Raw genomic sequence first — 21120 nt, 5'->3', positions numbered from 1 at the left:
CCCACGCGCACGGTAGTGTCGGATGACACGGCGGATGAACGCGTAAGGGGGCCGTTGCAGTGGCGATCCAGCCGGAGAGCAGTCCGTTCGGATCACAGACGGTGACGGGGCCGGGCTGGCCCAACGTCGACGAGGAACAGCTCGCCGCGGCCGCGGCGAAGTTCGAGGCGCTGGCCGCCAAGATCACCGGCACGGTGGTGCCGCAACAGCAGACCCAGCTGATGGGCCTCTCGGAGAAGTGGATGGGCGGTGGTTCGCTGGCCGCCCAGGGTGAGGCGACCACGATCATCGGCGGCCACGAGGCCAACGGCGCGCAGGCGGCGGCGATCGCGGCGAAGCTGCGCGCCATGGAGGCCACCGTCGTCAAGACCAAGCTGCTGGCCAACGCCACCGCGGTCGAGGTGCAGCGCGAGTGCGAGGCGCTGTCGATGATGCCGTTCAGCAACGCCCAGGAGTTGGTGCAGAGCCGCATCAAGATGGGCCTCTCGCAGAACATCGCGTTCGTCACCGCCAACACCACCGAGCTCGCCAACACCCTCGCCGTGCCGCCCAGCATCCCGATGGTCGGCGCCGCGCCCGGGACGCAGGGCAAGGACGAAGCCGAAGATGCGGCCAAGGCCGCCGGCGAGGGCGGCGGCCAGGGCATGCAGCAGATGATGCAGATGGCCACCCAGATGGGATCGATGGCGGCACAGTTGCCCCAGCAGATCGGTCAAATGGTCACCCAGGTGCCGCAGCAGATGATGCAGACGCTGTCGCAGCCGCTGCAGCAGCTGACGTCGATGTTCGGCAAGGGCGGCAAAGCGGACGCGATCGGTCCGGCGGGCTCGCCGTTCTCGCAATTCTCCAAGCATCCGCTGGCCGGCGGCGGTGGGCCCGGCGGCGGCTCCGGCATGGTCAAGGCCGCGTCGACGCCCGGATCGGGCGGGGTGTCGCCGCAGACACCGCTGATGTCGTCGCTGGTCAAGACCAATCCGGTGAGCACGGCGCCGGCGGAGGCCGCAGCGGCCACCGCCGCGGGCGGGTTGGCCCCGGTGGCCGCCGGTGCCAGCGGCATGGGCGGCGGCATGGGCCCCATGATGGGCGCCGGCCAGCGTGGCACCAGCGGCGGGACGACGGCGTCGCTGGCCATCCCGGCGCCTCTCGAGTACGACGACGACATCGACGACGACGACGAGTGGTGAGGGAGTAGCTGTGGGCAGCCCATTGGAGAAGCCGGAAGGCATCAACTGGAACGCCGCCTCGGTCGAACTGCCCGAGGTCCCGATGATCCAGCCGGGTCAGGACGCGATGAGCATGACGATCGCCGGGGTGCTGCCCACGATGGCCGCCTCCCTGACCGCGAACGTCGCCACGCTGCAGGCCAAGGAGAACATGTTCTCCGGCAAGCTGGTGGCGGCCGAGTCCGCCTACACCAACGCCGACGACCAGGGCGGCCAGGCGGTGGGGCAGCTGAGCGGGATGCTGGGGCAGCTCGGCCAGATGAGTCAGATGGCCGGTCAGGGCGGCCAGCAGGCCAGCGGTCTCACCGGCCAGTTCGGACAGTTGATGCAGCCCCTGATGAAGGCCTTCGAGGGGATGAAGCCCGAGGGCGGCGGGTCGCCGGCGGCCGGTCAGCAGGCTCAGCCGCAGGGCGCTGGCACGCCCGGCGCCGGGGCGCCCCAGGCGACGGGCGCCGGCCAGGCGCCCGGCGGCCAGGGCACGCCCGGTGGCGCGGGCGCACCGCAACAGGGCCGCGACGACGCCGGCGAGTCCCGGCCGGAGGCGTCGCGCCCCGACGAGTCGCGCAACGAGGAGGCCGACCGCGAACGCGAGGCGCGCGAGAGCCGTGATCGCGAGGAGCGCCAGCAGGCCGCTCCGCCCGCGGCGGCCGGGCCCTCGGAAACCCGCCCGGGTGCCGGGCCGGTGCCGGTCGCACCGGACCACCCGCGGCAGACCGGCGGCGGCGACGACCTCGCCCGCCGCATGTAGGACCCGTTTTCGGACACGCCCCCTTTGCCTTGCTGCAGCGGGCGAATGAAATATCCGGTCCCTTGTCGGTCCGGCTGCGCGCTTCCCCACCCGCCGGACGATCGTGACCCATGGCATGCTGGACGCCATGGGTGCCGAGCGTTTCACAGCGGACAACCCGCGGATCGACCGCCGCGGTTTCGCCCGGCTGTCACTGGCCGCGGCTGCGGCGGTCGCCGGCGGGTGCGCGTCCCGGCCACCTGCGGAGCCCTCAGCCGCCGTCGCGCCGTCGGGGCCACCGCACCGGATCATGGAGGTGAGCCGGGAGCTCTGCTACCTCGGCGATTACAGCACAGGGGATTTCCGGCAGTGGCTGGTGCAGTGCGCCGGATACAACGGACCCGGCGCTGAGTTCCCCGGCTCGTACTCGGCTCGGGTGGTGCCCGACGCGGAGTACGGACACGCCGCTCGATTCGAGGTTCGCACCGGTGATGTGCCGCCCTTCGGTGGTGGTGAGCGTTCCGAGGTGAGCGGGGACGACAGCTCGGGCGGAGGTGACGGTCAGGAGCGCTGGTACCAGTTCGCGACTCGATTCGATCCCGGGTTCCCGAGCAATCATGCAGATCTTGGCTGGGGCCTGACGAATCAGTGGCACGGCGACGCCGATGTGGGGTCGCCGCCCCTCAACTGGAGTGTGAGCGAGCAGAACGGGCAGTGGACGCTGCTCGCCGACCGGCAGTCCGCACCGGGGCAGTATCTCGACAAGGTCGCGTTGTACCGGACACCTCTCGATGTCGGGTCGTGGCACGACGTGAAGATGCACGTCCGCTGGTCGACGTCGGACGAGATCGGGTTCGTCAGACTGTGGCACAACGGTGCGCCTCAGACGTTCACCGACGGATCACAGACGTATCGGGTGCGAACCCTGATCCCCGGCACCGCGGCGCCTTCGGTGTACTACAAGGAGGGGTACTACCGGCAGAACGGCATCGGGCCCACCGGCGTCGTCCATCATGCCGGGTTCCGCTGCGCGGAGACCGAAGGCGCTCTGTGACCCGGAGGCCGCGCGTGCTGCGAGCGGATCAGGACTGCGGACAGTCGGTGTACGAGTCCAGGATGGCCGCAACATCTTCCAGGCCCGCCCAGGCCTGCGACTGCTGAGCTGCCGCCCTGTCGAGCAGTAGCAGCGTGGACCCGCCGCGGACGTCGTCGCCCTCGGTGTCGCGAAGCGTGCCGTCGGCGTCCTGCACGACGGTGTAGAGAATCCGGTCGGCGAGCCGCGGGTCGGCCTGCACCTGGAGTTGCGGGCGGTACGACCCTGCGACGACGTACGTCGACCGGTCCGGTGAGCCGTCGAGTCGCTGCACGACGACGTCGCCGACGCAGCTCCGTTCGTCTTGCAGGCGGATCTCGTTGATCACGGGCCCCGCCACCGCGAGCGCGCCGCCGTCGCCGTCCTTTTCCACGGTGAGGAAGAAGCAGGAGACTGCCAGTGCCGTGGCGAGCAGCACGGTGCCCCACTCGGTTGCGTAACGGCACAGCAGCCAGTACAGACCCAGCAGCGCTGGAATCAGATAGGCCGACTCGTCTGGTATCCGCAGGAACAGCAGTCCGTACACGACGAGGACGATCCAGGCCCAGCGGTCGAACCCGTGACCCGCCGGCTCGGGCACGAGAACGCCGCGTCGCCTGTTGCGCACTGCGAGCAGCGCCACGGTCGCGACGGCGACGGTGCCGATGACGCCGAACAGCCCCACCGACCCGTTGGCGAGAATGTGTCGCCAGCCGGTGTAAGCCGTCGGCAGCTGGACCCCGACGGCCAGGAATGCGGGCATGAAGAAGGCCAGCGCGACCAGTCCCGAGCTGGCAGCGAGTCCGGCGATGCGCCGGCGGGTCCCGTGGTCGCCGTGACGCTCCCGATGCAGACTGTGGGCCAGCAGTGCCAACGGGATGATCGACAGGGCGTAGCTCGGCCGAGAGGCTGCCGCCAGGCCGAGCAGGACACCCGCGGCCCACATGCGGTCGGCCCGCAGGCACAACGTCGCCGCCAGGAAGAACGTCAGCCCCCAGACGTAGTCCATCGCGCCCAGTGAGGCGACGTACACCGCCGGCGTGAACGCGAGCGCCATGGCACCCGCGATCGCACGCGTCCTGCCCAACGGCATCAGCAGCCGGAAGAACAGTGCCGCAGCGACTCCCGACAACAGGGCGGACAGGAGCCCGATGGTCCAACTCGAACCGAGTCCGACCTGGATCAGCGCGGCGTCGACGTATTCCGGGAGCGGATAACCCGGAACCCTGGACGGTACGTAGGAACCGGTGTCGAGCAGGTGGCGGGCGGCCGAGATCGCCCGCCAGCCATCCGGATCGCCGCCGTAACCGTGACCCAGCAGAGGCACTCGGCTCGCGATGACGACACCCGCGATGGCGAGGGTGACGGCGATCGAGCCGTCGTCCTGGAGGCGAGTTCGTCGGATCAGTTCGCTCGGGCGTCCGGTGATGGGCATGTCTCAGGCCTCGGCAGGGCATTCGTCGCGTGCGGCGAACACGTCCCGGTAGAACGTCAGAAGATTCTCTCGCGATGTCTCCCAGGAAAGTTCGCGCTCGACGCGGTCCCGTCCGTATCTCCCCATGGCCGCGCGCCGGTCAGGCTGGTCGAGCAGTTCGCCGATCGCGACGGCGAAGGCGATCTCGTCGTTGGCGGGTACGTAGACGGCCGCATCTCCTGCGGACACTCGCGCCTCGACCAGATCGAAGGACACCAAAGGCTTTGCCATGGCCATGTATTCGACAACCTTGTTCATCGTCGAGACGTCGTTGAGGGGGTTCTTCGGATCCGGTGACAGGCAGATGTCGGCACTTGACAGACAACGCTGGACGTACTCGTCGGGCACCCGGCCGGTGAACTCGACGACGTCGGCGATGCCCAGTTCCTCCGACAGCGCCACCATCGTGTCGAACGCATCGCCTGCCCCCATGAAGACGAAGTGGACGTCGTCACGCCCCAGTTCATGGCGGAGGTGGGCGATCGCCCGCAGCGCGTAGTCGACGCCGTCCTGGGGTCCCATCACGCCCAGATACGCGCCCAGATAGCTCTTTCCGTTGCGTAACCCCGGGTCGGCGGCTCGCTGGACGAAGCGGGCGAGGTCGGGGGCGCTCCTGACCACCGTGACCCGGTCCGGACGCATCTTGCCGCGTTCGATCGCGACTCGCCGGTAGCTCTCGTTGGTGGAGATGACAGCGTCGGCGCACAGGAACGTCAGACGCTCGAGTGCCCGGGTGAACCAGTACAGCGTCCTGCCGCCCGAACCGAAGCGCGACAGGAACAGTTCGGGAACGAGGTCGTGCTGGTCGAACACCGACCGGGCACCGCCGAGGATCCGGAGCATGACGGCGACCACGAAGAACAGGTCGGGCGGATTGCAGGAGTGGACGACGTCGACGGGATGGCGACGGTTCACGGCGAGGGCCAGTCGCATGGTGTGCCACAGTGCGACGGAGTACTCGCGGAGATAACCCACCGGACCCCCGACGGCGGGACGCAGGGAGTACCGCAGGATGCGGACGCCGTCGATGGTCACCTCGTCCTCGGTGTCCTGTTTCGTACCCCGGGGGCAGATGACGGTGACGTAGTGGCCGGCGTCGACCAGGGCCCGGCTCTCCTGCCAGACCCGCCGGTCGAACGGCACCGAAAGGTTCTCGACCAGGACCAGGATGTGCCCGTTCATCTGTTCATCCTCTTCGTGCCACGACATCGGTCAGCAACTCCTCGTATCGGCGGGCGGTGTTCTCGATGCGGAAGTCCACCTCTGACCGGCGCCGTCCATTCCGGCTCAGGCGTTTTCGCAGCAGCGCATCGCCGGCGAGCAAGTGGAGTCGATCGGCGAAGCCTGCGACATCCCCGACGGGCACCACGAATCCGTTCTCGCCGTCGGTGACCACGTCGCGCACCGATCCGCAGTCGGTGGCCACGATCGGAAGGCCGGCCGCCATCGCCTCGATCAGGGTGATCGGCACACCTTCGTGCACCGACGAGAGACAGGCCACGTCGAATCCGGGAAGCAGGTCGGGTACGTCTCGGCGGATACCGAGAAAGTTTGTGCGCGTATGGATGTCGAGGGCATGCGCCAGCTCGCGCAGCTCGCCGTCGCGTTCCCCGCCACCGATCACGACAAGGCGGATCTGCGGCACAGATGCGGCGCACTTCGCGACCGCCTCGAACAGCACCTGGTGCGCCTTCTGGGCGCTGAGGCGGGCGACGACACCGACCACGACATCTCCGTCCTCGGCATCGAGGAGGCGCCGTGCGCGCGCCCGCTGGTCCGGGGTGACGGCAGCGGGCAGTGCGATCCCGTTCGGGATGACGACTTCGCGTGTGGTCGCGAGCAGGCGATCGCCGACGCCTTCCTCGCGGTGCAGATAGTCCCCCTGGCCGGCAGACAGCAGGACGAGCGCATCCGAGATCGCGAGTGTGTTGACCGCCCAACGCGGAAGCACCCGCTGACCCGATGCGACGAGGTCCATGTCGTGCGCCGCCACCAGGTTCGGAACCCGTGCCAATCGCGCGGCGATGCGGCCCAGCGCGAGGGATGCGCGGTGGTGGTGTGTCACGAGGACCGCGTCGGTCTGCGCCCGGCGCAGTGAGCGGACGAGGCGAGGCAGGGTGCGTACATCGAATCTGCCGGATCTGTGCAGCACCTCGACCTCGAACCCCGCCGCCAGGAAGTCGGCGGCCAGCGGTCCCGGTTCACGAAGACACACCAGCCTCGGTGCGACGACGTCCGGGTCGAAGTGCTTGAAGAGATCCAGGAGCAGCATCTCGGCGCCGCCGACGAAGGTGACGTCGAGGATCGCGGTCAGGCGAAGGGGGGCTTTGCGCGCACAGGATTCGCCCACGAGGGCGCGGAGGGCGTGTTCGGTCGCCGCCACGCTGGCCCGCAGGCTGAACGACTCCTCGACGCGGGTGCGCGCCGCACGACCCATGCGGTGTGCGAGCTCCCGGTCCGACAGGACCGCGACGAGCCGCTCGGCGAGCGCACCGGGATCGCGGGGCGGTACCAGGTAGCCCGTGGTGCCCTCCTGGATCATCTCGGGCACGCCACCCACCGCAGTGCACACGGCGGGCCGCCCCGCAGCCATCGCCTCCAGCAGTGAGATCGGGAAACACTCCACCGTCGCGGAGCTGAGCACGAAGACGTCGATGGCGCGCAGCAGCGCAGGCACGTCGGTGCGGGCACCGGTCAGCACGACATGATTCGTCAGTCCGAGTTCGACGACGAGGCGTTCGATGTCCGGTCGTGTCGCGCCGTCGCCGACGAGCAGGAACTTCGTGTCCGGTAACCGGTCGACCACCAATCGTGCTGCCCGCACCAGGGTTTCGTGGTCCTTCTCCGGTCGAAGCATCGCGAATGTGCCGACCACCCTGTCGGCCTCGCCGATCCGTGATTCGTGGATCGCGCTGCGGTCATCGGTGGAGTCGAAGGCGTCCGGATCGACACCGTTGTGGATCAGGTGGATCTTCTCCGCCGGGTATCGGAGGTCGTTCACCAGATAGTCGACCTGGGTTCTGACGAGGCCGTAGTAGGCACTCGTGACGCGGTCCAGTGCGCGATCAGCCAGACGGCGGATCAGCCCGCGCGGTGTGGTGTCGCCGTGGTTGTGGACCCAGACGACACTGTGCGGAACCCGCGCCAGCCGCGCCGCGATCCGGCCGAGTGTCTCGGCGTTGTACCCGCGGGTGAGCACCACGTCGGGTGCGAAGGCCCGCATCTCGCGGGTCAGGTCGCGCACCGCCCGCACAGCCTGGCGCTTGTTGCGGTTGAGTGCCACTGCATGGATGGCGGACCCTGCGAGTTCGCCGAAGAGGGCGCCTTCTTCGCCGATGCACACGACGGCGGTGTCGAAGTGGGCCGGATCGAGGTTCGGCATCAAGGCGACGGCGTGGCGCTCTGCGCCTCCGACCCGGAGATCGGGCACGACGTACATCACGCGGATGTGCCGGGCTGTGGTCGACTCAGGGCGGCGCGGCAGATCGCGGACATCACTCGCTGGCATGCTCGGCGCTTCCCCCGTCTGACGAGTCCCCCGGTTGCGCGCGTCGTCCGGCACGCGGTCACATTTGCCGCTGATGATAGAGGACGGGTAAGCGAGTTGGCCAATGCAGATATGGCAAAGCTTATCGAGTCGAGCGCTCGGCGCGAGAAGCTGCAGGATTTGCGAGCACAGCACCAGCAGGCGCGAAGATGGCAAATAATCATCCCGACGACTTCCATGACGGCGTTCTCAGGATGTGGTTAGCTCCGCCGCTGATTCTCCTGGACCTGCAGCGATTCGCGGGGCGGGCGCCGACGAACCGCTGCGATCCTGACCCCGCTGTCCTGCCGTGTGTCCATAGATTTGCCAAGAGGATGGCATCAGTGCATGTACGCATTTGCGAGATCTTCACCACTGGGGCGATCCGTCTGCTGTCAGGGGTATCGGCGCGCAGGTCGCCGACTCGTTCCCGGTCCGCGTACTACGCCGGTAGCACGTATCGCCAATGTGTGCCATGGTGTACCACATGCAGCGGAAAAAGCCGCACAACGCCTTGCAAACGTAACTCGCAAAATTTGCCAGGTGAGTCGGCCTCGCTAGTATCTGCCATCGTTCGCTGCTACTCTGATCGCGGGGCACTTGCGTCGTGGTCGTCCGATCGACATGAAGGCGCTCAGGGTTGCAGGGGATCTGGATTCGTATCGGTGGATCGGTCGCCGAAAGGGGATGAGAGTGGAGCTCACGTCGAAGTACCGCCTGGAGCAGATCCGCAGGAGATGGTGGGTCGTCGTGGCCGGCGTCGCCCTGGGTGTGCTGACGGGGCTGCTGGTCTCGTGGAACACCGGAACCACGTACGTGGGGAAGTCCACCCTGATGCTCTCCGGCCGGGCACCGGAACAGGATGCCGTGATGGTCATCGGCTACCTCACGCTCTTCAACGATCCGGGCACCGTCGAGCGACTCAAAGACGCCAACGCCGTCCCGGCGGACGTGGACGTCGAGGGCCGGACGGCGGGCGCCAGTCCGATCCTGTCGATCGACGCCACCGCCCGCGATCCGAAGACCGCCCAGGACGCCGCCGAGACGATGGCCAACGCGTTCAGCGGTGATGTGAACAAGGGACCGCGCGCCGGCCGGGATCAGCTCCTCACCGACCTGCAGGAACAACTCAGCGGGGTGGCGCAGCTCGCGCCTGACGGCTCGGCGAATCCGTACTACACGGCCCTGCTGACGCAGATCGACGAGCTGAGGGCGAACACCACCAACGAACTCCTCAGCCTCAATGCCCGCGCAGGTGTCACCGAGATCTCGCCCGCGACCACATTCAACGTGCTGACGGGCGCGGTCGGGGGACTGGCGCTCGGGATCCTCGCCGCGCTGGGGCTGGCCGTGTTGTCGAGCCGACTGGGCACCCTGTCCGACATCCGGAACCGGACGGGCGTCCGGCCGCTGGTCGAGCTCCCGGCAGGCGCACACACGCAGGCGGGAACCCCGGTGCGCGAAGAGCGGGTGCGCGAGCTGGCGAACACCATCGACGCGCAATGCTCGCCGAAGCCGGGCGTCGTCGTGGTGACCGACGCACACGGCGGGGCGGAAGCGCGCGGCGTCGCCGAAGCGCTCGCGGAATTGTCCGCCAAACGCCGCGTGCGAACCATTCTCGTCCATGCCGACGGCCGGGCGAGCACCGCCGCTTCCCCGATGATCGGCGACGCAGGCTTCAACGACGCCGTCATCGGCAGCCGCTCGATCGACGAGATCCTCGAGGATCGGGACGCCGAAGGCCCTTCGGTGATCCGCAGCGGGATGGTGGTCGACGACCGTGAACGTCTCACGTCGCCGACCAGGGTGATCGAGCTGTTCGAGGAGTTGCGCAAGAAGGGGGACGCGATCTTCATCGCCGCGCCGCCGATGTCGCCGTCCACCGACGCGTCGGTCTTGGCGGCGTTCGCGGATGCCGCCATCCTCGTCGCAACGCGGCACGAAACCCATGTCGTCGACTTCATCACCGCCGCATCGACATTGGCGGGCACCCGGGCTCGTCTCGTGGGCGCCGTGTTGGTCGACACCGCCACACGTGCGCGCTGGACCTCCCGATCGCGCGAGCGGCGGGCGTCGGCGCAGGCGAACGATCACCGGTCGGCCTCCGAACGGCAGCCGGCGCCCGAGGAGCCTGCGTACCTCGGCCTCAATCGCCACAACTGACGGAAATCATTGCATGACAGCGCTCTACGGCCGGGGTGACGCCAATGTCGGCGCGGAGTCGACGGCGGCGTCCGCCTGCCCTGACTTCGCCTCGTCAGGGAAGGCAGCGCCGAGCGGACCGGCCGTGGCGCCGGTCGCCGCGGCTCTCGTTCTGCTGCTCACGACGTTCCTGCACCTGGCGCTCAAACCGTATCTTCCCGACGGCATCTTCGTGGTGCTGTTCGCCGTCGAAGTCTTCGCCATGGCCCTGTGGTTCGAGCGCGCCAAGGTGCGACTGCGAGGCGTCGGGGCGGTCGAGTGCGCCTTCGCGCTGTATCTGCTGTGGAACCTCTACTCGATGTACTACCCGCACAAGTACCCCGCCGCCGATCCGCTGACCGGACAGGTGTTCTCGGTGCCCCGGTTCATCATGACCGGAGTCATGGTTCCGTTCCTGATGTACGTGGTCGGGCGGTACGCGTTCAACCGGGAATCCTTCGTCCGGCTGCTGCTGTGGGTCGTCGTCTTCATGGCCGGTTACTCGGCCGCGGTCAGCATCATGCAGTTCACGGGTCCGAAGGCGTTGGTCTGGCCGCGGTTCATCGTCGACGGGTCCCTGACGCCCGGTGTCGACACCTGGGCCGATCGCGCGCTCGGCGTCTTCAATCAGCCTGTGGTGAACGGCATGACGATGGTGCTCGGCTTCGCCATCGCCATGATGCTCGCCTCCCGCCGAACCGAGCCGGTGATCCTGCGATGGGTCGCCGCGGTGACGGCGATCGCCTGCGGGTTCGGCATCTACTTCACCTACACCAGAGCGGTGTGGCTGAGTGCCGTGTTGGCCATCGTCCTCGGCGCCCTGCTGGCCAAGGGCAGCCGCCGGGGGTTCGTCGTCTCGATCGCCATCGTGGCGGCGGCTGTCGCGACGAACTGGTCGACCTTCACCAGTGCGGATCGCAATGCCGGTGGGATCGGCTCGGCCAGCGAGGTCGACGACCGGATGAACATCATCCAGACGGCCCTTTGGGCGGCCGCGCGAGAACCGTTCACCGGATGGGGGATCCAGCGATTCCAGGCCATCAACACCTACCACCATCAGCAGTGGTCCCCCGAGGTGCCGTGGGGCAACGGTTACGGGATCGTCTCGCACACGAACGAGATGGGAATGCTCGCCGAGTTGGGACTCATCGGGCTCGGGCTCTGGGTGACTGTGCTCCTGCTCATCGTGCGCCGGCTGTGGACGGCCTACCGCACGATGCCCGATCGGACGCTCTGCGGAAAACCGCTCGTCGTGATCGCGTCCATCGCGCTGGCCGTGATGTTCTCGTCGGGCCTGACTGTCGACCTGCGGCTGTTCGACTTCCCGACCGCCGTCGTGTTCCTCATCGTGGGCACCGCCGTCGGCTGGTCTGACCGTGCGAGAGCGGCGGATGCGTCGAGACCGGCGGTTGCGCAGACCGTGTCGGCCCATGGCTGATCGGCGCGCACTGTGGGTCTCCACGAGTATGCGCACGAGAGGCGGAATCGCTACCTACGTGCGCGAATTGAAGCAGACGTCGCTGTGGGACGACTGGCAGGTCCGGCACATCGCCACCCATGTCGACGGGTCGAAGGCGGCGAAGCTGCTCGCGTTCGCGGGCGGCGTGCTCCGCTTTGGCGCCGTACTCGTCCGGTTCCGGCCTCACGTGGTACACCTGCATTCCAGCGCCGACGCGAGCTTCTTTCGCAAGGCGATCCTGTTGTGGCTGAGCGCGGCCGCGCGCGTGCCGGTCGTCGTGCACGTGCATGGGTCGGACTTCCAGGGCTTCCATGATGATTCGCCGCGGCTCATCCGGACGTTCATCAGTCGCACGCTGAGCCGGGCGGCCGTGGTGATCGCGCTCGGCGAGGTGTGGGCCGGGCGCCTGCGTTCCATCGCGCCGTCGGCCCGCGTCACGGTCGTCCCCAACGCCGTGAGATCCGCTCGGCAGGTCACTCAACCGCGGCCCGGTGAGCCCGTCGAGGTCGTGTTCCTCGGCCGCATCGGCGATCGAAAGGGCGCTTTCCGGGTGCTCGAGGCGTGGGCGCGACTCACCGCCGCCGGTGATGTGCGGGTCGCAGCGGCGAAGCTGACCCTCGCGGGCGACGGAGAGACCGACCGCGCCCGGACCCGCATCCGCGAGCTCGGTGTGGGCGACACCGTCATAACCCACGAATGGCTCTCCGAGCAGGCGGTCGCCGATCTGCTGGATCGCAGTCACATCCTCGTCCTCCCGTCCCGGAACGAGGGCCAGCCGATGGCGGTGCTCGAAGCGATGGCGAGGGGGATGTGCGTCGTCGCCAGCGGCGCGGGTGGCCTACCGGAGATGGTGGGTGGAGGCTGCGGGCTGATCGTCGCGCCGGACGAGGTGGACTCGATCGCAGCCGCGTTGAAGCAGGCGATCGACGACACCGACCTGCGCGTCCAGCTCGGATCAGCGGCTCGAGACCGGTGTGCGAACACTTTCGACGTGGATGCGGTGGCCCGCCAGATCGACTCGCTCTACCGGCAGGTCATCCGCACGCCGTCGTCCGACCGAGCGGATTAACGATCCGGGAGCACCACCACGGCATCGCCTGCCGTTCCCGACGGCAGCACGAGCACGCGTGTGCCTGCGGGCATGACGTCTGAGCCGAAGCCGAGCATCAGGTGCCTCCCCGGCGTGGGCTGCGGCGCACCCGGCCCGCGCAGTGCCTGCACGTAACGCGCCAGATCTCCTTCGTTGGTCGGAGGCCGGTGCATCCGATCGACGGCATTGGCGGAGTCGGTCGGATTGTCTCTCTGCCCGACGAACCGGAGGTCGTAGTCGTCGTAACCCGACGCGACGAGCCAACGCACGATCTCCTCCATCTGGAAGGTCTTCTGCTGCTCGGCGACCAGAGGCGCAGCTAGCCGGGAGATCACCGGCACGTCGACGCCGAAGCGCAGGACGACCACGAGCACCGACGCCGCGGTGACCACGACCATGGCCGCGACCGGCTTGCGAGTGCCGATGCGTTCCTCGAATCGGCCACAGCCGTAAGGCAGGACGGCGCAGCACACCATGAGTGCGAACACCGTGTACGTCGGCGAGCCGGTGGCTGTCGGCGCGGGAAAGGCCGCGGCGCAGGCGAGTACGAGTCCGATCCACCACTTCTTCATGACGGCGGCCTTGACCAGGCAGACGGCGATCCACACCAGGACTACGGGTAGCCCGGCGAGGTGACACACCGCACCGGCCAGCACCGCGGCGGCGGTCAGGCCGAAACGTACCCGATTGCCCAGCGGAACGGTGAGGGCGGTGACCACCGCAAGGCCGAGCGCGACCACGGAGATCAGCGGGTTGATCTCCACCATCCGGTAGGAGACCAGTAGTCCGTCGAACATCTCGCCGAGCGTCCTGGGGTCCGTTCGGCGCTCGGACACGATCAGCACGACGAACAGGGCGGTCGCGGCGCCGGTGACACCCGTCATCATCGCCCGGGGGCCGTCGTGGGATCCGCGTCGTTCCAGCGCCATCCCCGTCAGCGCCGCGATCAGCACCACGAGCGCATAGGGATGGAAGAAGGCCGCCACCAGCGCACCGGCGGCCACGACGAGCAGACGGCCGCGGGTGAGGTCACGGTCGGCCCAGAACATCGCGGCCACCAGCAGCAGCAGCGGACTGTAGAAGACGCCGTGGAGGTGGAACAGATAGATGTACCCGGTGAAGAACACACCGCCGACCAGGAGTGCGGTGACCGCGAACGCTCTGCGCTCACGCACCGAGGCGAGCAGGAGCAGCCATGCGGCCACCGCGACGACGTAGTTGAAGACCTGGACTGAGGTGATCGTGCCGCTCGACCGGTACCCGAGCCAGGCGACCGCCTGACCCAGCGGACGGTAGTTCGCCACCGGATAGGCGATCTGGGTCAGTGCGTCGGCGAATCCCATCTCCCGTAGCTGCGCGACGATGGCGAAGGACTCGTTGTGATTCGCGTACGGGAAGCCCAGGAAGAACCAGAACGACAGTCCCGTCACCGTCAGGAGCGAGTAGACGACGCGCTCGCCGGCCGTCATCCGCAGGCCTCGCCGGGTTGCGGCCCCGGCTCCTGCAGGGTCGACGGAATCGGCCGTGTCACCGGTGTCGGAGCCCGTCGCGGATCGGTGATCCGCGCCGAGCAGGCCACCGGACTGTCGTGACGCCATCTGCGGTCGGTATCCCTCCACTGGAAGCTGCAAACGTACTCTAGTACGCTTTGCTGAAATTGCATCGGCGAACCAAGTGGTTCACGAACACCAGGGGCGAAGTGTCCAGTCTGACGTGGTACGCGGATCGGCTATCCGCCATGTCTGCCAGGGAGATCGCATGGCGAGCCAGGCAGATGGGCGGACGCCTGTCGTCCCCGGGCAGTCGATATGAGCGAACTGACAGGGAAGTGCTGAATCTCGCTGAGGTCGACTGGTCCGAGGCGCTCCGGCGTTTCCGGCGCGGCGACGACCGCCCGGTTCTGCTCGACCGGGTCCATGCGGAGGCGATCGCGGCCGATCATCCGTCGGAGGTCGAGTCGATGGTCGCCGAAGCCGATCGCTGCGTCGCCGGTGAGCGGTCCTACTTCGGCTATCCGACCGTCAACGTGGGGACGGTCGTCGACTGGCACCACGACCCGATCGCGGACTACCGCTGGCCTGCGACGCCCAGTGACCGGATCGACCATCGGGTGGCGCCGTGCGATCCGAAGTGGATCTGGGAACTGAACCGCCTGCAACACCTGCCGGCACTGGCAGAGGCGTGGCTCTTCACCGGTCGGCCGCACTATGCGGAGACGGCGTTGAGTCAGCTCGACGGCTGGCTGGAGCAGAATCCCGTCGGCTGTGGAATCGCCTGGCGGGGCGCGTTCGAAGCGGGTCTGCGGGCGATCTCGGTCGCCGTCGCACTCCAGGGCCTGCGGGATTCGCCGGCGCTCACCGAGGCGCGGTTCCGGCGGGTGGTCCGCATGCTGGACGCCAGCGCCCGCTACTGCTGGCATGGCCAGTCCCGCTTCAGTTCGGCGAACAACCACCTCGTGGGCGAGATGGCCGGGCTGGCCGTCGTCCACCTGCTGGTGCCGGAACTCGCCGCTCCCGCCGAGCTGTTCGAGAGGTGCATCGCCATCCTCGCGACGGAGGCGGACCGCCAGATCCTCCCCGACGGCGCGGGCGCCGAGCAGTCGGTCGCATATCAGATCTTCACGGCCGAGCTGATGTCCATCGTCATCGCCCTGCTGCGTCTGCGCGGTGACGACGTGCCGCCGCAGCTCGCCGACGCCGTCGCGCGCAGTTCGCGCTACCTGGCCGGCCTGGTCGGCGAGGGGGATCCCGACCCGCGTTACGGCGACGATGACGACGGCGTGGCGCTGCGACTGGGCGTCGAGCCGAAACAGTCGGTGCGTCGGCACCTCGGCGTCACCGCCGCGCTCACCGGCACCGCGACGACACCGGTCGAGACGACGCTCACCGCGGCGTGGTACGCCACCGCGTCCGGAGCCGACTTCGAGCAGATCCTGCGGGCGCAGCGCCCGGCGCACGCGAACTTCTTTGCTCCGGACGGCGGACTGGTGGTGCTGAGGTCGGGCGGACGCCGGCTCACGATGGACGTGGGTCCGCTGGGTTACCTCTCGATCGCCGCGCACGGGCATGCCGACGCGCTCGCCGTCACACTCAGCGCGCACGGCACCGACCTGATCGTCGACCCGGGTACCGCGAGCTACTACGGGAATCCGAAGTGGCGCACAGCGCACCGGAGCACCCGGGCACACCCCACCGTGTGCGTCGACGGACTGGACCAGTCCGTGATGGCGGGGGCGTTCCTGTGGAGCAGGCACGCCGGATGCCGGGTCCGGTCGGTCGACATGGCGGGCGGAGTCGTCGACGCCGAACACGACGGCTACCGCAGGCTCGACGATCCGGTGGTACACCGACGGTGGTTGATCGCCAGGCCCGACGATCCGACCATCGCGGTGATCGATCTCATCGACGGTGCCGCCGAGCACGACGCGGTGGTGTCGTGGCCGCTGGCGCCCGGTCTCGACGTGTGCTGCACCGGCGACGGCCACGATGTGACGCGGGCCGGGAGGCCGGTGCTGGGTCTCCGCTACGCCGCCACCCGTCCGCTGTGGACGGAGCAGGTCAGGGCGGATACGCACGACCATCTCGGATGGTGGTCCGATCGCCTCGAGTCGAGGACACCCTCGTGGCTGCTCGGCGTCAGATGCGCTGCGGTTGCGCCGATGACCGTCCTGACTCTGATCCGGACCCGCGACATCGACGCGATCACGCATCCGACGATCACCGTGCACTCCGGCCGCACCACTGCCACGTGGCAGGAGAACGGGGTGGCCCGAGAACTCATCATCGACCGGATCTTCTCCGGCGCCATTGTGCGAGGCCCTTTTCCATCATCAGGAAGGACGGTCAACGCGCCGTGAACCAACAGAAGTCAACGGTCAGTGTGTTCGGCCTGGGGTATGTCGGGTGCGTGTCGGCAGCCTGTCTGGCGATGCGGGGGCACACGGTCATCGGGGTCGACGTGAGCCCCGAGAAGTTGCAGCTGCTGCAACAGGGCCGGTCACCGGTGGTCGAGGAGCGAATCGGTGACATCGTCGCCGATGTCGTCGCCGCGCAGACCCTGACGGTGACCACCGACTCGCACCGAGCCGTTCTGCGCTCCGACATCTCGCTGGTCTGCGTCGGCACGCCGTCGGGGTCGGGCGGGGGACTGTCGACCCGGTACCTCGAGCAGGTGACCGACGAGATCGGCGCGGCGCTGGCCGTCAAGGACGGCTGGCACGTCGTGGTGTACCGCAGCACCATGGTGCCCGGCACCTGTGAGGACGTGCTGATACCGCGACTCGAAGCGGCGTCTGGCAAGCGTGCGGGCACCGACTTCGGTGTGTGCGTCAACCCGGAGTTCCTCCGCGAGGGGTCCAGCGTGCGGGACTTCCTCGATCCGCCCAAAACCGTTGTCGGGCAGACCGAGCCACGCAGCGGCGAGATGGTGATGGAGCTCTACGAAGGCCTGCCGGGACCGCGGTTCAACGTGCCGATCGGTACCGCCGAGATGACGAAGTACGTGGACAACAGCTTCCATGCGCTCAAGGTCGGCTTCGCCAACGAGATCGGGGCGATCTGCTCGTCGCTGGGTCTGGATTCCCACGACGTGATGGACGTCTTCCTGGCCGACACCAAACTCAACATCAGTGCGGCCTACCTTCGCCCCGGATTCGCGTTCGGCGGCTCCTGTCTGCCCAAGGACGTGCGGGCCCTCACCCACACCGCACGCCGCCACGACATCGACGTGCCGCTGCTGGCGAATCTCCTGACGTCGAACGAAGTCCATCTGCGCCGCGCGGTCGACATGGTGGTCGCGAGCGGTCGCAGGAACGTGGGCATGTTCGGGCTGTCGTTCAAGCAGGGCACCGACGACCTGCGGGAGAGTCCGATGGTGGAACTCGCCGAACGGCTCATCGGCAAGGGCTTCGACGTGAAGATCCACGATGCCAACGTGACCTTGTCGCGGCTGATCGGCGCGAACAAGAGCTACATCCGTCAGCAACTCCCGCACATCGGAGACCTCCTCACCGACGATGTCGATGCGGTCCTCGACCACGGTGACGTGCTGATCGCCGGATCCCGCGCACCCGAGGTCGTGGAGGCGGTGGCCCGTGCCGACGCGGAGACGCTGATCATCGACCTGGTCCGGTTACCCAACGCGGCGGAGTTGCGGACCCGGCCGAATTACTGCGGAATCGGTTGGTGATGGTCGAGGCGCGTGGCGAGGACGACGGCGGACGCCCGTTCGTCAGCTTCTTGACGACCGCGTTCGAAACGGAGCAGTACGTCGGCGAGATGATCGAGAGCGTGCTGGCGCAGACCGACGGCGACTGGGAACTCGTCGTCGTCGACAACGGCTGTTCGGATGCGATGGCGGACGTCGTACGGCCGTACACCGCGGATTCCCGCATCCACCTGGTGCGGCAGGAGAACGAGGGGTACACCGGCGGCGTGAGCGCGGCCGCGGCGGCAGCGTCGGGCCGCTACCTCTGCGTGCTGGACAGTGATGACGCGCTGGCGCCGCGGTTCTGCGAGCGTTCGCGTTCGTTGGTCGTCGCCGATCCGGGCATCGACGGGATCGGTTGCAACGCAGTGATGTTCCGCGATCTCGACAGCGATGGCGAGCTCGAGGACTTCTTCACCTCGACCGGACGCCGAACCAGGCCCGACCCCTCGCGCGCGGTGACATTCAGCGAGCTGCTCGCCGAGGGCGCTCCGCCGTACGTCGGACTGATCCGGCGGGAGGTGTGGGACGACCTCGGCGGGTACGAGTGCCCGGCCGACATCGAGCCGGATGTCATCCTGTGGCTGCGGCTGGTCAGCACCGGCCGCGATCTCCGCATCCTGCCCGACTCCCTCGTCAAGACCCGTTTCCGGCCGGAGTCGCTCTCGCACCATCCGGACAAGGTCGACGCGTTCCAGCTGCGGCTCCAACACTCGTACCTCACCGTCGCCCGCGAGCACGGCGTGGGCGACGCCGTGGCGGCGCGCTCGGACGTGGTGCGGCGACTTCGGTACCACCACGCCCTGCGCACGGCGAGATCAGCGCTCATCGACGGCGAGATCCTGGACGCGCGCCGGGCGGCGCGCGATGCGTTCCGGCAGCGACGCACGCTGCGGGCGGTCGTCGCCGTCGCGGCGACCCACCTCGGGCGCGATGTCGCGCTGCGCCTGCGGGCGGTCAAGAACGACGTCGGCGACGGGATGCGACGCAGGACCCGCCGCAGGCACGCAGGGTCGGTCGGGTGAGCGAGTCGGCCACCGGCCTCGCCGGCGTGCTCAAACGCGGTGCGACCATGTCGGCGGTCGGTCTGATCGTCGCCCAGTCCGCCACGGTGGTGCAGACCATCGTGCTGGGCCGCCTCCTCGGACCCACCGAGGTCGGCATCTTCATGGCCGGCTCCGTGCTGATCGGATTCCTGGTCACGTTCTCGCAGGGCTCCCTGGTGCAGGCGCTCGTGCACCGCGACGGGGACATCGAGCAGGCCGCCAACACGGCGCTGGTGGCGACCTTCGTCACCGGCCTGCTCGGCACCCTGGTGGTGCTCGCCGCCGCTCCGGTCATCGGCATGCTGTTCCACAGCTCCGAGGTCGCCCTGATCGCGGCGGCGACGTCCGGTGTGATGCTGCTCCACGTGTGTGCGAGTGTGCCGGACGCGTTGATGCAGAGGCGTTTTCAGTTCACCCGGCAGATGATCATCACGCCGGCGGTCTCGATTGCGTTCGCGGCGGTGTCGATCGTGTTCGCGACGATGGGTTACGGCGCGTGGGCGATGGTCATCGGGTGGTACGCATCGACGGTCACCGCGGTGGTCCTCAGCTGGTGGATGGCGCGATGGCGGCCCTTCGCCGAGCGGTTCTCGTTGCCGGTCTGGCGCGAGATGGCGCGGTACTCCTTTCCCCTGCTGCTGGACTCCATCGCCGAACGGCTGCGGGAGGTGTTCGAGCAGTTGGTCGTCGGCCGGGCGATGGGGACCGAGGTGCTCGGGCAGTACCGGTATGCGTACCGCCTGGCGTCGCTGCCCTCCCTGGCGGTCGTCACCGTGTGCTCGCACGTGCTCTTCCCCGCCTTCTCCCGGATCTCCGACGACAGTCATCGGTTCAAGGACGCGTATCTGCGTGCGCTGGGCTGGATCTGGTTCGCCGCAGCGCCTCTGGCAGCGGTGCTCGTGGTCACCGGCGAGGCACTGGTGGTGCTCCTGCTCGGTGAGGAATGGCGCGGCGCAGGCGTCGCGACCGCCGCCATGGCGGGTATCGGCCTCGGAGCGGCGCTGAACTCGGTGAACGGCGAGGCGATCAAGGGTGCGGGCCGGTCCTCACTGCTCGTGTGGTCGCCTGCGCTGGCCCTCGGTGTCGGTGTGCCTGCAGTCCTGCTGCTCCTGCCGTACGGCTTGTTCGGTGTCAGCATCGCCATCTCGGCGACGTGCCTCGTCGTCGGCGCGGTCAATCTCGCGCTCGCTCACGGCGTCGTCGGCACGACACGCCGCGAGATCATCGGTTGTCTCGTGCCGCCGACGATTGCGGCGCTGATCGCCACCGCAGCGGTGCTGCCGCTCGAGCAGTTCGTCATCGAGTCCGACCGGCAGGCAGTGGCCCCCGGCCTCGCCTGGGTCGTCGCGGAGTGCGCACTGCTCGCCGGCGTGTATCTCGTTGCGCTGCGCCTGGTGTCACCGAGCCGGTTCCGGTCGGTGTCCACCGCGGTGGCGGGCGTGGTCACGAAGGCTGCGGCGAGATCTCGCCGGTCGTCGTGAGCGGCGCTCCGACTCAACACCCGGGTTGTGCGACCGCCCGTAGATAGCCGGCGGTCTGGTACGTGTACTGCCACGCCCATTCGGCCGCAGACGTGCCGGTCGGGCTGGCCACCATCGTCAGTTCACCGTCGAAGCACTGTTCGAGGATGAAGCGTGCGCGCGAGATGTGCGGGCGGAACGTGACGACGATGACGCTCTTCCAGCCGTGGCGGTCCGCCAGCCGCCGCAGTTCGCGGCCCTCGCCCTTCGTGGTCCCGGGATCCGGCACGAAGCAGTGCATGGTCACCCGTGGCGGCGGACTCGCGCAGTAGTCCCTTCGCCATGCGATCGCCGCGTCCTCGGGATTGGACACCACGAGGTCGGCCGCCCACCCTCGAGAAGCGAGGTCGAGACCGACCCGGTAGCGGCTGCCGCCCTGGCCGCCCAGCACGAGGATCGCGTCGGCGTGGCGCAGCGGGTCGGTCTGCGGCCTGACGTACACGGGGATGCCTGCGGCCACGGCGATGAGGAGTGCCAGACAGCCCGCGATCAGCAACCGGGTGGCTCGGCGGCGGTCACCACGCATCAACGCGCGCAACCTCCACCATCGGCCCCGGACGGGGCGCTGCCCGACCCGCGACCATGCTACGGCGGGCG

15 protein-coding genes are annotated in these 21120 nt (G+C 68.5%); 10 read left to right on the top strand and 5 right to left on the bottom strand.

Annotated elements, in window-relative coordinates:
* Positions 1 to 59 precede the first annotated feature (59 nt).
* The 3 genes from AB0K11_RS11345 (at position 60) to AB0K11_RS11335 (ending at position 3004) form a co-directional block, all read left to right on the top strand.
* Positions 60 to 1184, top strand: a complete 1125-nt coding sequence (locus AB0K11_RS11345) for a hypothetical protein (RefSeq protein ID WP_364975972.1) — start codon at positions 60 to 62, stop codon at positions 1182 to 1184.
* Between the two features lie 10 nt (positions 1185 to 1194).
* Complete coding sequence (locus AB0K11_RS11340; protein WP_364975969.1) at positions 1195 to 1971, top strand: hypothetical protein; 777 nt, start codon at positions 1195 to 1197, stop codon at positions 1969 to 1971.
* A 127-nt stretch (positions 1972 to 2098) separates the two neighbouring features.
* Positions 2099 to 3004 carry a polysaccharide lyase gene (locus AB0K11_RS11335; RefSeq protein WP_364975967.1) on the top strand — a complete coding sequence of 302 codons (906 nt, stop codon included), beginning with the start codon at positions 2099 to 2101 and terminating at the stop codon, positions 3002 to 3004.
* Positions 3005 to 3032: 28 nt separating this feature from the next.
* Here the strand turns inward: AB0K11_RS11335 and AB0K11_RS11330 are convergent, their stop codons facing one another.
* The 3 genes from AB0K11_RS11330 to AB0K11_RS11320 are packed head-to-tail and all read right to left on the bottom strand — an operon-like array spanning position 3033 to position 8004.
* Positions 3033 to 4457: a hypothetical protein gene (locus AB0K11_RS11330; protein ID WP_364975964.1), complete on the bottom strand. Its 1425-nt coding sequence runs from the start codon at positions 4455 to 4457 to the stop codon at positions 3033 to 3035.
* Between the two features lie 3 nt (positions 4458 to 4460).
* Positions 4461 to 5678 carry a glycosyltransferase family 4 protein gene (locus AB0K11_RS11325; protein ID WP_364975962.1) on the bottom strand — a complete coding sequence of 406 codons (1218 nt, stop codon included), beginning with the start codon at positions 5676 to 5678 and terminating at the stop codon, positions 4461 to 4463.
* 4 nt (positions 5679 to 5682) lie between these two features.
* Positions 5683 to 8004, bottom strand: a complete 2322-nt coding sequence (locus tag AB0K11_RS11320; protein ID WP_364975959.1) for a glycosyltransferase — start codon at positions 8002 to 8004, stop codon at positions 5683 to 5685.
* 711 nt (positions 8005 to 8715) lie between these two features.
* Here AB0K11_RS11320 and AB0K11_RS11315 point away from each other — a divergent pair.
* The 3 genes from AB0K11_RS11315 to AB0K11_RS11305 are packed head-to-tail and all read left to right on the top strand — an operon-like array spanning position 8716 to position 12731.
* The gene (locus AB0K11_RS11315; RefSeq protein ID WP_364975957.1) at positions 8716 to 10185 is read left to right on the top strand and encodes a hypothetical protein; all 1470 of its coding nucleotides are present in this window, start codon (positions 8716 to 8718) and stop codon (positions 10183 to 10185) included.
* Between the two features lie 13 nt (positions 10186 to 10198).
* Positions 10199 to 11641: an O-antigen ligase family protein gene (locus AB0K11_RS11310; RefSeq protein WP_364975955.1), complete on the top strand. Its 1443-nt coding sequence runs from the start codon at positions 10199 to 10201 to the stop codon at positions 11639 to 11641.
* A 58-nt stretch (positions 11642 to 11699) separates the two neighbouring features.
* A complete protein-coding gene (locus AB0K11_RS11305; RefSeq protein ID WP_364975953.1) occupies positions 11700 to 12731 on the top strand; it encodes a glycosyltransferase family 4 protein in 1032 nt (343 codons plus the stop codon).
* On the opposite strand, the gene AB0K11_RS11300 is transcribed toward AB0K11_RS11305, so the two are convergent.
* Positions 12728 to 14350: a hypothetical protein gene (locus AB0K11_RS11300; protein WP_364975950.1), complete on the bottom strand. Its 1623-nt coding sequence runs from the start codon at positions 14348 to 14350 to the stop codon at positions 12728 to 12730. The genes AB0K11_RS11305 and AB0K11_RS11300 overlap by 4 nt on opposite strands.
* A gap of 230 nt (positions 14351 to 14580) precedes the next feature.
* On the opposite strand from AB0K11_RS11300, the gene AB0K11_RS11295 reads away from it, so the two are divergent.
* Genes AB0K11_RS11295 through AB0K11_RS11280 form a run of 4 tightly spaced genes read left to right on the top strand, consistent with a single transcriptional unit; the run spans position 14581 to position 20484 of the window.
* Complete coding sequence (locus AB0K11_RS11295; RefSeq protein ID WP_364975948.1) at positions 14581 to 16608, top strand: alginate lyase family protein; 2028 nt, start codon at positions 14581 to 14583, stop codon at positions 16606 to 16608.
* Positions 16605 to 17939, top strand: a complete 1335-nt coding sequence (locus tag AB0K11_RS11290) for a nucleotide sugar dehydrogenase (RefSeq protein ID WP_364975946.1) — start codon at positions 16605 to 16607, stop codon at positions 17937 to 17939. The genes AB0K11_RS11295 and AB0K11_RS11290 overlap by 4 nt, the downstream gene beginning before the upstream one ends.
* Positions 17939 to 18982 carry a glycosyltransferase family 2 protein gene (locus tag AB0K11_RS11285; RefSeq protein WP_364975944.1) on the top strand — a complete coding sequence of 348 codons (1044 nt, stop codon included), beginning with the start codon at positions 17939 to 17941 and terminating at the stop codon, positions 18980 to 18982. The genes AB0K11_RS11290 and AB0K11_RS11285 overlap by 1 nt, the downstream gene beginning before the upstream one ends.
* Entirely contained in the window at positions 18979 to 20484 is a 1506-nt protein-coding gene (locus AB0K11_RS11280; protein ID WP_364975942.1) for an oligosaccharide flippase family protein, read from the top strand. Before AB0K11_RS11285 ends, AB0K11_RS11280 begins: the two co-directional genes overlap by 4 nt.
* 13 nt (positions 20485 to 20497) lie before the next feature.
* Here AB0K11_RS11280 and AB0K11_RS11275 read toward each other — a convergent pair whose 3' ends face one another.
* A complete protein-coding gene (locus tag AB0K11_RS11275; RefSeq protein WP_364975940.1) occupies positions 20498 to 21049 on the bottom strand; it encodes a YdcF family protein in 552 nt (183 codons plus the stop codon).
* Positions 21050 to 21120: the final 71 nt, after the last annotated feature.

Origin of the sequence: Mycobacterium sp. NPDC050551, from assembly GCF_040674075.1 — a bacterium.
Classification (GTDB): Bacteria; Actinomycetota; Actinomycetes; order Mycobacteriales; family Mycobacteriaceae; genus Mycobacterium.
This window is presented reverse-complemented; position numbering and strand designations above follow the sequence as displayed.

Coding starts and splice junctions, on each gene's coding strand:
- AB0K11_RS11310 (WP_364975955.1), top strand. CDS start 10,199: ATGACAGCGCTCTACGGCCGGGGTGACGCCAATGTCGGCGCGGAGTCG.
- AB0K11_RS11285 (WP_364975944.1), top strand. CDS start 17,939: ATGGTCGAGGCGCGTGGCGAGGACGACGGCGGACGCCCGTTCGTCAGC.
- AB0K11_RS11320 (WP_364975959.1), bottom strand. CDS start 8,004: ATGCCAGCGAGTGATGTCCGCGATCTGCCGCGCCGCCCTGAGTCGACC.
- AB0K11_RS11275 (WP_364975940.1), bottom strand. CDS start 21,049: ATGCGTGGTGACCGCCGCCGAGCCACCCGGTTGCTGATCGCGGGCTGT.
- AB0K11_RS11300 (WP_364975950.1), bottom strand. CDS start 14,350: ATGGCGTCACGACAGTCCGGTGGCCTGCTCGGCGCGGATCACCGATCC.
- AB0K11_RS11325 (WP_364975962.1), bottom strand. CDS start 5,678: ATGAACGGGCACATCCTGGTCCTGGTCGAGAACCTTTCGGTGCCGTTC.
- AB0K11_RS11330 (WP_364975964.1), bottom strand. CDS start 4,457: ATGCCCATCACCGGACGCCCGAGCGAACTGATCCGACGAACTCGCCTC.
- AB0K11_RS11335 (WP_364975967.1), top strand. CDS start 2,099: ATGGGTGCCGAGCGTTTCACAGCGGACAACCCGCGGATCGACCGCCGC.